This is a genomic window from Pseudomonas sp. GL-B-19 (assembly GCF_019956415.1).
Taxonomy (GTDB): Bacteria; Pseudomonadota; Gammaproteobacteria; order Pseudomonadales; family Pseudomonadaceae; genus Aquipseudomonas.
In genome coordinates this window covers 65,958-77,519 of the sequence record NZ_JAHBDK010000013.1, presented here as the reverse complement: position 1 = coordinate 77,519, position 11,562 = coordinate 65,958, and the positions used below count along the sequence as shown (strand labels likewise).

Annotated in this window: 9 protein-coding genes and 3 pseudogenes; 9 read left to right on the top strand and 3 right to left on the bottom strand. The window is 49.5% G+C overall.

Going from position 1 to position 11,562, the window contains the following annotated elements; genetic code table 11:
- Positions 1 to 109 precede the first annotated feature (109 nt).
- The 5 genes from KGB06_RS02810 (at position 110) to KGB06_RS02790 (ending at position 5,992) form a co-directional block, all read left to right on the top strand.
- Positions 110 to 907 carry a S1/P1 nuclease gene (locus KGB06_RS02810; RefSeq protein ID WP_223511717.1) on the top strand — a complete coding sequence of 266 codons (798 nt, stop codon included), beginning with the start codon at positions 110 to 112 and terminating at the stop codon, positions 905 to 907.
- Positions 908 to 940: 33 nt separating this feature from the next.
- Positions 941 to 1,876 carry an SIS domain-containing protein gene (locus tag KGB06_RS02805; RefSeq protein WP_223511716.1) on the top strand — a complete coding sequence of 312 codons (936 nt, stop codon included), beginning with the start codon at positions 941 to 943 and terminating at the stop codon, positions 1,874 to 1,876.
- Between the two features lie 89 nt (positions 1,877 to 1,965).
- Positions 1,966 to 2,979 (top strand): galactosyltransferase-related protein, encoded by a 1,014-nt coding sequence (locus tag KGB06_RS02800; RefSeq protein WP_223511715.1) that lies wholly within the window; start codon positions 1,966 to 1,968, stop codon positions 2,977 to 2,979.
- Positions 2,972 to 4,477: a stealth conserved region 3 domain-containing protein gene (locus KGB06_RS02795; protein WP_223511714.1), complete on the top strand. Its 1,506-nt coding sequence runs from the start codon at positions 2,972 to 2,974 to the stop codon at positions 4,475 to 4,477. Before KGB06_RS02800 ends, KGB06_RS02795 begins: the two co-directional genes overlap by 8 nt.
- A 108-nt stretch (positions 4,478 to 4,585) precedes the next feature.
- Positions 4,586 to 5,992 (top strand): glycosyltransferase family 2 protein, encoded by a 1,407-nt coding sequence (locus KGB06_RS02790; RefSeq protein WP_223511713.1) that lies wholly within the window; start codon positions 4,586 to 4,588, stop codon positions 5,990 to 5,992.
- Between the two features lie 379 nt (positions 5,993 to 6,371).
- Here the strand turns inward: KGB06_RS02790 and tnpC are convergent.
- Positions 6,372 to 7,917: pseudogene (tnpC, locus tag KGB06_RS02785) on the bottom strand (IS66 family transposase).
- Positions 7,918 to 7,935: 18 nt separating this feature from the next.
- Positions 7,936 to 8,295 carry an IS66 family insertion sequence element accessory protein TnpB gene (gene tnpB / locus KGB06_RS02780; protein WP_223511711.1) on the bottom strand — a complete coding sequence of 120 codons (360 nt, stop codon included), beginning with the start codon at positions 8,293 to 8,295 and terminating at the stop codon, positions 7,936 to 7,938.
- A 233-nt stretch (positions 8,296 to 8,528) separates the two neighbouring features.
- Here tnpB (KGB06_RS02780) and KGB06_RS02775 point away from each other — a divergent pair, with 233 nt between their 5' ends.
- Positions 8,529 to 8,939 carry a hypothetical protein gene (locus tag KGB06_RS02775; RefSeq protein WP_223511710.1) on the top strand — a complete coding sequence of 137 codons (411 nt, stop codon included), beginning with the start codon at positions 8,529 to 8,531 and terminating at the stop codon, positions 8,937 to 8,939.
- Between the two features lie 108 nt (positions 8,940 to 9,047).
- Here the strand turns inward: KGB06_RS02775 and KGB06_RS02770 are convergent, their stop codons facing one another.
- On the bottom strand, positions 9,048 to 10,283 hold the full coding sequence (locus KGB06_RS02770; protein WP_223511709.1) for a hypothetical protein: 1,236 nt from the start codon (positions 10,281 to 10,283) through the stop codon (positions 9,048 to 9,050).
- A gap of 256 nt (positions 10,284 to 10,539) precedes the next feature.
- Between KGB06_RS02770 and KGB06_RS02765 the strand changes: the two are divergent.
- The 3 genes and pseudogenes from KGB06_RS02765 to KGB06_RS02755 form a co-directional block, all read left to right on the top strand.
- A pseudogene (locus tag KGB06_RS02765) lies at positions 10,540 to 10,977 on the top strand (glycoside hydrolase family 19 protein); the annotation flags it as partial.
- An 84-nt stretch (positions 10,978 to 11,061) separates the two neighbouring features.
- Positions 11,062 to 11,301, top strand: a complete 240-nt coding sequence (gene tnpB, locus KGB06_RS02760; protein WP_223511707.1) for an IS66 family insertion sequence element accessory protein TnpB — start codon at positions 11,062 to 11,064, stop codon at positions 11,299 to 11,301.
- A gap of 103 nt (positions 11,302 to 11,404) precedes the next feature.
- Positions 11,405 to 11,503 (top strand): annotated as a pseudogene (locus KGB06_RS02755) (transposase domain-containing protein); the annotation flags it as partial.
- Positions 11,504 to 11,562 lie beyond the last annotated feature (59 nt).

Here is an 11,562-nt window from a genome sequence, read left to right as displayed (position 1 = left end):
CCGTTAACATACGCGCCACTCGAATCAAGGAGCGATCGCTGCCGTCATGAATCGGCCCGCTGGCAAGTCAATTGCCTCGTCGATCCTGCGCAGGAGTCAAGGGAGGTCAATGTTGAGAATCAAGCACATCGTTTTCGTCCTCCTGACTATTCATGCGTCAAGCGTATTGGCCTGGGGTGTCGAAGGGCATAAAACAGTAGCCATGATCGCTGAATCCAGACTGGACCCGGTAGCTAAAGCCGAGGTTCGGCAGTTATTGGCTCTGGAAGACGCAACCAGTCTGGCAGACGTCGCCTCTTGGGCAGATCAGATAAAGGGCACTGAACCTGGGCTGATCAGTCACGCCGTCCGTATTCCTTTTGATGCCACGACCTATGACCCAAAGCGTGACTGCAATCGCAAAGGCAAGTGCGTGGTTTATGGGATAGAGCGATTTGAAGCCATCCTTGGTCAGAAAGATGCGCCAGCAGCTGATCGATTGAGGGCGCTGAAATTCGTAGTGCACTATGTCGGTGACATCCACCAACCACTGCATGCCATCAAGGAAACCGGCGGTGTGAAGGTCCAGCTCGGAAAGCGTGAGTACACGCTTCATAAGGTCTGGGACACCATTTCTGTCAGATCATTAAAAATGTCTCCTGCCGAGTTGGCATCTTCTCTTCTGGCTGGCAACCCGAGTGTTCCCCAGCGCACGCCCGAACAATGGGCAATGGAAAGTCATGATATTGCCAAGACCTACATCTATGGCGGCAACATACAGCGTGCCGACTCGACGTCGATGATGACGTTGCCAAAGAGCTATTTGAAAGACATCTCTCCGGTGGTCAAAACAAGACTCACCGATGCCGGACTTCGGCTGGGCACATTACTGAATCAGGTGTTGGACGCTTCGCACACATCCATGTAAGCGTGCCACCTAACCTAGGACCAATGGTTTTCCATGAATCACCTCCCAATTGCTAAAGATGCACTCAGCGCTCAGGCGCAAGCTATCAGCCAACTTGCAGAACGCCTGGACGGTGAATTTCAGCGTGCAGTGGAGCTCATTCTGGCTTGCAAGGGGCGTGCGGCAGTCTGCGGCATGGGTAAGTCCGGGCTTATCGGCAAGAAAATGGTCGCTACGTTTGCCTCAACCGGTACGCCAAGTCTCTTCCTGCACCCGGCTGAAGCCTTTCATGGTGATCTCGGCATGCTCAAGCCGAGTGATGTGCTGATCCTGATCTCATACAGTGGCGAAACCGAAGAGGTCGTCAAGCTGATCCCGAGCCTGAAGTCTTTCGGTAACAAAATTATCGCCATGACCGGTAACGGCCAATCAACCCTGGCCAGGCATGCCGACATCTGGCTCGATATTTCCGTGGAGCGCGAAGTTTGTCCGAACAACCTCGCCCCAACGACTTCGACACTCGCGACCATGGCCATGGGAGATGCGCTTGCCGTAGCGCTGATCGCCGCACTCGACTTCAAACCGATGGACTTCGCTCGCTACCACCCGGGTGGCAGCCTCGGCCGAAAACTTCTGACCCGCGTCAGTGATGTGATGCACACCAATATCCCTAAGGTGACCCGCGACACCTCGTTCCATGACTGCCTGTTGGTCATGACGTCAAGCCGCCTTGGGCTTACCCTGGTCATGGAAAACGACAAACTCGACGGCATTGTCACAGATGGTGACCTTCGCCGTGCATTGCTGGGCAATCCAGGTGTCGTCAATGAAAACGTCGAGGCGTTCCTGACATCAAGCCCGCACACGGTAAAAGCGTCTGCGCAATTGTCCGAGGCAGAGGCTTATATGCTGGCTCACAAGATCCGGGCTTTGCCAGTGATGGATGATGAAAGCGGCGAAGTGGTTGGGATTGTCGAGATATTTGACTGAGTTAACAGATATTTAACCCTGCTCACTGCACTAATGAGGGCAGGGGTGTTGGATTTAGTCGGTCAAGCAAGACCAAAGAGTGTTGAACATTGTCAGAGACAACCAAGCGCAACATCACCGCTATCGTGCCGCTGGATTTGGTGCACCGCCCTTTGGATATCATCTCCAAGGCGCGTCAGATGGCCATGGCTGCAAACCGTGCAAACGTCAAAATCATCTTTGCTCACAATGATCGCGGCATGTGGGTGGACAGGCTGTTCAAGCTTGTTATCAGAAAGTGCGAAGGCGCCTTCACCGTCTCGAAGCCCTTTTACACGGGAAATGTGAATGCGGCTTTGCTTCGTAATGAAGCGTTCAAGCACGTGACGGATGAGTTTCTGACGCTGTTGGACGTTGATATCTGGCCCGATTTCGCGCTGATCGAAAAATACAGAGACAAGGTTGATTCGCAAGAACGACCGTTTTACATGTTGCCGTGCCTTTATCTAACGAAGAAAGGGTCCCGCGATCTGACGCGATCAAAAATTGATGTAAAACAGCTAACCCAGCGGTTTTTTAATTTTTCGCGGAAAGAATTTTTACACCTCGCCAGCCCTTCGTCTGTAATTGTAATGCGTAGCAAGGATTACTCCCTTCTGAAGGGCTTCAATGAAGCTTTCTCCGGGCATGGATATGAAGATTTTGACTTCATGATGCGCCTCGCTGATCTTCACGGTGCTTCGGAAAAATCCCCGGACATGCTACTAGACAAAACCGCCAGGTCCCCTCTCTTTGCCCGTGGGTTTCGACGCTATCTGGGTGAGAACTGCTTCGAGGCACTGCTTGAAAAAGACCTGGCATTTCACATTTTTCATGAGCGCCCCGATGTCGAGGGATATCAGGCTGCGCGCAAGAAAAATTACGAACTTTTCGCCTCACTGCATAAACATAAAGTTTTAGGAACGACAGTCGGCGACCCGACATTGATATCGGGTTTTAGCCGGTTGTGCGCAGAAAAAAATATCGACGTAAGCGATTACGGCATTCTCTTTGATAACAAGCCAGGTCATATCGACAGATTTGACACTTTTCGGCGGCGTTTAAGGTTTTTATTAAATGAGTAAAGTTCGGCGGTTCAAAAAATTTCGTAAGTTCATCAAGGACCCGAATCTGTTTTTTTATGACATGTTTAGAAAGCGCGTGTTCAAAGAGGCAGAGCAGACAGTTCGAGAAAAAACAGAAATTTTTGTATCGTCTGCCGTCGTCGATCTGGATATGGTTCAAAAGGTTGGGGTGCAAGAGTATTTGCGTCTTACAATTGGAGCAGGGTATGGGGCGGAGGATGGCAGCGACAAAAACAGCCTGCTAGTTTGGTCTGGTCATCTGTATGGGCTACTTGATGTCGTGAGCCTCTTGAAAGAATCACTGTCAATGAGTGTGACCATCTATACAGTGAACGGTTCTTATAACTCTAGATGTGGGGTCGGGGAGAAACTTGACGTCCGAGTTGTAGGGGGCGACCTAGGTTCCCGGCCAGATTTTGTATTGGAAATGAGTAATCAGTTCGGTGTGTTATATGTGCTGCGCATATATCAATACGACATTGATGGCGATGGGTTGGCAAACGTTCGCTCCTCCTCTGCATTGATTAGAAAGTTTCAGGCTAAAGAGCTTGATGCGATTTACAGTGGCGCTCCATTAGGTTGCGGTTATACGACCCCCGTAGATGCTGTTTATACATGGGTAAGTCATGCAGATGCAGACTGGCAAGCTTTGTGGGCGTCAACATATCCTTCCGATAAATTTGACCCGGATAGATATACATCAAATGATGAATTACGATATTCATTGAGGTCGCTGAATAAATTTGCGCCGTGGATAAATCGGATATTTGTTGTTTCAAATTGCAGCCAGCCCGACTGGATGAAAGAACACTCTAAAATTGTCTGGATAAAGCACGAAGAAATATTTCCAGCAGAGTCGATGCTTCCAACGTTTAACTCCCATGCCATAGAGGCGTGCTTACACCGTATTCCTGAACTCTCAGAAAATTTCCTTTATCTGAACGATGATTTTGTGCTCAATCAGCCTTGTTTGCCTCGCGATTTTTTTGATGAGATAGGGCGTTCCGTGGCTTATCTGGAGCCTTATGGAATGGTTGATTCAAAAGCGGGAAGGGATAAGTCACTGGATTACCTTGCGGCCGCCAACAACTCCAAGGAATTGTTGAAGACGGTTTTCTCGGGCTATGAGGCCAGGTGTTTGCATCGCCATGTGCCCTACGCGTTAAAAAAGACAATCTTGCAAGAGATCGAAGATAAGTTTCCGGAGGTCATCGAGTTAACGCGAAGTGCTAAACGTCGTTCGTTAAGCGATGTTAATGTAACTTCGTTTTTTTATCATCATTTTGCTTTTGCCAGTGGTCATGCGGTTAAAGGTGAGTTGGTTAGTTTGATAGTTCGCCCGAACAATGTAGAGAAAATTGTTGGGAAAAATGCTTACAAATATAAAATACTGTGCTTTAACGATGGCGGCGGCAGCGCGACGAATGAGCAGTACAAAAAACACACATCAAATTTTTTTAGTCGGCGATTGACTGAGTCAGCTGCTTGGGAACGATAGATTGATTATGTCCTAAGAGGATTGATCGTTTTTTAGAAGCTGCAAATAAATTTGGTAAATATTTTTGGAAGGCTTCTTTTGAGGTCCTGTCTGAATAAGGTAAGTATTTTGAAAATTGCTGTTTGTGCGATTTGTAGAAATGAAGTTGATTATGTTGAAGAGTGGGTTTCTTATTATAAGACTGCCGGTTTTGATTCGGTTTTTATTTACGACAACGTTAGTGATGATGGAACGTCAGAATTGCTGTCGGCTCTTCATGGTGTGGGAGAGATTACTAGAGTACATTGGCCTAGACGTGAAGGGATTCCGCCGCAGCGAGATGCTTATGGTCACTTTATTGAGCAGTTTTCGTCGGCATATGATTATGTGTTGATTTGCGATATTGATGAATTTTTGGTTGTCGAGAATGGTTCTGTCAAGGAGCTGTTAGCTGAGGCGGAGCGCACATATGGAAACGTCGGAGCGATAGCTTTTCCTTGGCTTGTATTTGGTTCCAGTGGGCATGAGGAATCGACGGCTGCGCTGGTTGTTGAACGCTTTAAAAAATGTGAAAAAAAACCATCTGCTGTAGTGAAAACGATGTTCTGTCCAAAAAATACGTACAACATGAGGACGCATATTTGTGATTTGATATCAGGTGTCTACCTCGACAATAAATTGGCTGTTGCGGAATGGAATCAGTCGATGCCGATCAAGTTGAAGTCTTCTACTTTTGGTCGTGCAGTTGTTCATCATTACTACACTAAGTCGAGAGAAGAATGGGCTAAAAGACGCCTTTTACCAAAGGCTGATCGAGCAGGCCAAGAGCTGAAAAATATTGCGGAGTTCGATAAGTACCATAATCAAACGCATCAGCGTGCTGATGCAAATATAGATACGGGAACTATTTTACGTTATTTAAATGGCGTTAGGGCGAAGCTCGAAGCAGTAAGAATTGACATTAATAACGCCACCGTAGAAATAGTATCTGTAAATAAAGATTGGGTCTTTGGTGTGGTTCATGGTTTTGCTACAAGTGAAAGCGTAAAAATTAGAATCGTGAACTCATCTGGAAAAGAAACTATTGTTGATACCAAGCCTTCGAATGAAAGCGTGCACGTTTTTACAGTTAAAACAAAGTGGCGGGATACGTTTTCTGAGGACTTTAGTGTTTCTATAGTAGGAAGTAGCAATGCACGTTCTTTTACAAGGCAGGACTGGCCTGAACCTGAGAAATCAATTGAATTGTTGGTGAAATATTATCCTGAGGCTGAGGAGCATATTTTTTCCATGTTTATTGATATGTTAGAAAAAGAACCTAGCTTCAGGCTTCTTGAGTTGGTTAGTGGGTTGGGCTTTAAAAAATATACGATGTATCGTGAATTTATTGTTGCATTATCTTTGCATGTGGAGTCGCCAAATATTGGCTATCTAAAGATTTTTGCCAGTTCCTGCGGGGATGATTTTTTTAAAAAAATAGCTGATCCAAAAAATAGAAGGCGCAAGTATATAGTAAGTTCGATTAATGGTTGGTAGCGTGGGCTTGAAATTTAGAGCGAACAAAGCTGAGATTGAGTTATATAATGTTAAGCTTGAAATGAGTTTAAGGATTTTGTGATTGGCCGCTTCGATTTGGTCACAAGTTATTTTGATATCGCCCGTTGTAGGTTGTTAAATTCAATGTAAGCGCCCCATGAATCCCGCCTATTCAAAAATAGGCGGCGTGCTTAGCGAGGCGATGCGAGCGAGCAGTTCCAAGGCATCAAGGCTTCGTAATCTTCACCAGGCTATGCACCAGGCCGGATTCGGCATCGACGCCAATGTGCGATTTCATTCCAAAATAGTATTGGTTTCCTTTCTTGGTTTGATGGTATGCGATCCATGAACCACACCTACTCAAAGGTGGGTTAGCGATTTACCGTGGCATCTCTGGCGAACAGTTCCACGGCAACAAGGCTTCGTAGTCTTCAACCGACGAAGCGTGCGGCAGCCGTTCCAGTACGTGGCGCAGCCACGTATAGGGCTCCTGGCCGTTGACCTTGGCGGTCTCGACCAGACTGTAAATCTGCGCGCTGGCGCTGGCGCCGTGGGTGGTATCGCTGAACAACCAGGCCTTGCGTCCGATGACAAACGGCTTGATCGCTCTTTCGGCGGCATTGTTGTCGATGGGTAAATAACCCGCTTCGACATAGCGCTCCAGGCGGCTCCAGTTATTTGCCAGATAATGCACGGCTTTGCCCAGCGCACTTTGCGGCGTCACTTGGGATTGGGTTTTATCCAGCCAGCTTTTCAGTTGAGCCAGGATCGGAAGGCTCTTTTCCTGACGACCGATGAACCGCTGTTCATCGCTGGCGTCCTTGAGTTCACGCTCAATACCGTACAGCTTATTGATCATTGCCAGCGCGATATCGGCACGTCCGGTCTTACCCTTGGGCTGCACTTTCTGAGCGTCGACGAACTTGCGCCGCGCATGGGCCATGCAGGCCAGACGCTCCACCCCGGGCTGCAACGCCAAGGCGTTATAACCGGCGTAATCATCGGTCATGACATAGCCGCGATAACCTTCCAGCAAACGCAACGGCACGTCCTGCGCACGGCTGGAGGTGTAGTCGAACAATACGACTTTGCGACCGGGCGGGCCGCTGGCTTGTACCCACATCCAAGATTGGTTGGTCGGATCTCGATCTAGTTCTTTCAACACTTGAACGCGGGTTTCATCGCAGTGAATCACCGGGCTTTCCAGTAAGCGGTCGCGCATCAGGTTCAGCAGCGGCTGGAAGTGATCGCTGCACTGGATCACCCAGCGCGCCAGAGTCTGGCGCGGGATATCAATGCCATGCCGGCTCAGCACGGTTTCAAACCGGTGCAACGGCAAGCCATCGACATACTTGGTCGTCAGCAGCATTGCCAGCACGCTGGGGCTGGCCATACTCTTTTCGATTAACTGAGCCGGTTTGTCTGCGGTGACCGGTGCGGTTTCACAGCCCCGGCAACCGTAGACCTTGCGGATGTGTTTGATGACCCGGATCTGCATCGGCACAGATATCCAGCTGTTCGCTGGTTTCTTCGCTGATCACATGCTTGCGGCAACCGCAGGCACAGGTCAGCTCATGTTCGGGCAGTTCATGAATAACTTCGATACGCGGCAGATCAGTCGACAACGGCTTGCGTTTGCCACGGCGCGATGTCGGCGAAACGGCTTCTTCGTCAGAGTCATCAACGAGCGGCATCGGTTCGCTTTCAGGCTCGTTGAACAGCGCCAGTTGTGGCGTGATGGGCTCGACGGTTTGCTCGGACTTGCGCCCGAACAAACGGTCGCGCAACAGCTTGATCTGTTCTTTCAGGTCGACGATATGGGGCTGATAAGCCCGGGTCACTTCTTCCTGGCGGCTGAGTACCTCAAGCAGCATTTGCTTGAGCAGAACGGGATCATCAAGAAGGTCGTCGGGTAGGGAAATCATGGCCCGGATTATACCGGCTCACGCTACGTAGCGTGGGGTCAAAACCTGGTGAGGGCGGTTGCGCCAAAGATCAAAACCGTCGAGTAACCAGTTGAGTTCCTGAACCGTCAGCACGATCGCCTCATCGCTGACATCGGGTGATGTTTTAAAGCGCTCCGACTCAAGGCGCTTGAGCCAAAGGCAGAAACCGTTGCGCTCCCAGTACAAGATCTTCACCCGGTTGCGTGGCTTGTTGAGAAAGACGAAAAGCACAGGGTCGAACACCGCCACTTTGATGTCCAGCTCGACCAGAGCGGCGAGGCCATCAATGGATTTTCGAAAGTCCACGGGCTTGGGATAGAGATAGACTTTTTCGACTTTGGCGTCGGGTCTCATCATGGCGGGGCTGGCTTCAGAGAAAAAACGGGAGCACAGCATCCGACGTCAGGGGAACCCTTTGAATGTGTAGTTCATGGAGCGCTTACGATCGAGCGCGCCTGGCTGGGGATCAAGAGCGCCGCACTGGGCGCGCTTGATGTAACCCTTGATGTGGGCAGGGATAGCACGCTCGGCGAGCAACTGGCCGATGCGAAGAAGCGCCTGCTCCAGTGTCCTCACATCGCGGTAACTCGGTGACGCCGTCTATTCCTGGGTTATCAGGTGGTACGAGCATCCTTCTACGTGCCAACCAAGTAGTGTCAGCTGGCGCAGCTCGTTCCGCTGCCAATGCCTACATCCTTGAATTGATCAATATCGTGAGCGGCGCACATACCTCATGGCGCCTCCTCTGCATGCGGACTAAGACCGGTGCAAAGTCCAAGATCTTCGACATTACCAACGGCATCAGCATAGAAGGCACCGATACGACTCTGCGTCCACTGGCTGATACGTTCTTTCGAGTCGGTAGTACGACCATCGATTACAACGGCGAATCGGATATATCCGCCGCAGCTATCTATTCCGCCTATCTGACGGATTCGGAGATCAATGAGGTGGCAGCGGTGATGCGCAAACGAATGGCCCGACTCGGGATCACTGTTTAAAAGGTGCGGGAACGCTTCGGATAGGGGCAGCAAAAAGGCTGTTGCAGCAAGGCAGCGTAAGCAGTAAGGAGTAAACTGCTTACGCTGATTGCGGTTGACTAGCTCTAACTAGATAGGGGTAATAATGAAGCTAGATTCTTTAGCGTTGGCACGGAATACCATTCGTTTGATGTTTCCTTCCCCTGTAGATAAAAATTCTTTATCTGATGTAAGTGGTGCCTGTCGGACATAGCCTTTTGATAAAACCTCAATGTGGGCCGACCATTCCCCCAGTGGAAGTTCATCTATGGGAAGCCCCGCATGCTTAAGTGTGCAAAACCAGCCTTTATCATAATTAACTAAATCGCCATCAAATAGCTCTCTTGATAAGTCCGGTTTATTGTCCTTTGCGATGCCTATTGATAATTTTTGTTCGTTGTTTTTAAGGACTAGTTTCATGTTTATGTCGGAATAATTTTCGCATGAAACTCCGCGAATTACTGAAATTCCTTCTGGATAGTACTTGCCTTCATTTGTTTTGAATTTTTTTAGCTTTACGTATGGTCTAAAGCTAGGTTTTTCTGGTGGTGAAAGCACTCGGAATTTAAGTTCTTCATCTGAAAATCGCGGGCTCATGCCCATTGCTGAAAGGTTAACAATGGACATTGTCGTTGCGATAGTATGTCTACTGACTTGGTTGTGTTGCTTGATCATTTGCGAGTTTGCCATGATCAAATTGAAATTTTCGAACTTCCTTAGCTGCTTGACGTTGTTGGCGATTTCTGTTTCGTACTGTACGTCAGCCAAAGATGATATTAGGTATACGTTTTTTTGGGGGTGGGAGTCTTTAATTGCCTCCGCTATCATGTAGTCGAGTTTGCCCTGTATGTCGCGAATTCCGCTTTCTGACAAACCGTCTGTCATGTGTTTGAGTGCGTAAGGCCAATCTTGTTCCACGTACGAACCTATGTGGAATTGAGGTACAGAGGCGATGATAGTTCCAAAATTGTACTTGAATCCATAGTACATTGCGGCGCTGCCGCCTTTCGAGCTTCCGAGCACGGTGCAGTCAGTTGCCTCTAATTTAAGCTCTTGTAGGATGCTTGAAATAAATCCATAAACGATTGGCTCAATATTGAACTGTCCTTTGGCGCAAAGGTAATAGCTCTCTCCGCCAAAAAAATAATCCTGTATCCATACTACCTCGGCAGGGCAATCTGAGAGGGTGTTGTGGTAGTTGTATGCCGGTTTTCCATTTCCGCTGAAGCCCGAAAAAACAATAACCAGATGCTTGGTATCGTACCTTGCGGGTTTTCTCATGTATGAGATTTCTACACCACCAATAACAGCCTTTTTCTCAATCATGTCGACTCAGTGCTTCCAGCTTGTAGGGATTTTAAAGTGTTTTGTATGTGATCGATTGTGCTCGGACAGTCCGTGCGGGCTGAACGATACACGTAAAACCAAATCTCAGGAAACTCACGCCTCTTGCGTAAGGCGCCCAACTGGAGTCTCGATCCATCTGTCACTCCACCGTTGGTCAGGTGCCAACAATTCATCCCCTAAAACTGTTTACGGTCCAGCCCGCCAAAAGCGGGCTTTTTTCCCTTGGAGAAAAGTGATGCCGATCACCCAGCAGCAATTGCTGCAGATCCTCCCGAACGCCGGACCAGTTGCCGCCGTTTTTTTGTCCGCGCTAAATGACGCGATGGCGCGCTTCAAGATTGAAGGTCGGCTGCGGATCGCCGCGCTCCTGGCGCAAGTCGGGCATGAGTCCGGCCAACTGCGCACGCTGGTCGAAAACCTGAACTACAGCGCCGAGGGCTTAATACGGACCTGGCCGAAGCGGTTCAACCTGCTGACGGCAACCAGTGTCGCCCGCAAGCCCGATCAGATCGCGAATATTGTCTACGCCTCGCGCCTGGGCAACGGGCCAGCAGTGACGGGAGACGGCTGGCGGTACCGGGGCAGGGGGCTGATCCAGGTCGCCGGCTGGGTCAACTATCAAGCGTGCGGCTCAGCCCTGAGTCTGGACCTGCTGAGCAAGTCTGAACTGTTGTAAGGGATCCTTGAACCCCACATTCAAAGCAGCCATCTGATCTCCGATGCTGTGCTCCCGAATTCTCTCAGGAGCCAGCCTGTCATGATGCGACCCGACGCCAAAGTCGAGAAAATCTACCTCTACTCCAAGCCTGTGGACTTCCGAAAATCCATTGGCGGCCTAGCCGCCTTGGTCGAGCTTGATATTAAAGTCGCCGTGTTCGACCCCGTGCTTTTTGTCTTTCTGAATCGCCAGCGTAACCGAGTGAAAATCCTCTATTGGGAGCGCAACGGCTTTTGCCTTTGGCTCAAGCGTATGCGATCCATGAACCCCACATTTTAAAGGTGGGGCGTATAGCTATCTTGGTATTTGCGGCGTGCAGTTCCACGGCAGCAAGGCTTCGAAGTCTTCTACTGCGGCGGCTTGCGGCAACCGTTCAAGTGCGTGGCTGTGCCACGCACTTGAGCGCCTGCCGACGGCTTCTTCGGTTGAGGATTACGAAGCGTTACTGCCCTGGAACTGCTCGCCGGTATCGCGTAGTTAAACGCGCTATTTATCTTGATGGCTGGCGGGGTTTACGGTGAGCTTAAAGAGTACGAACGG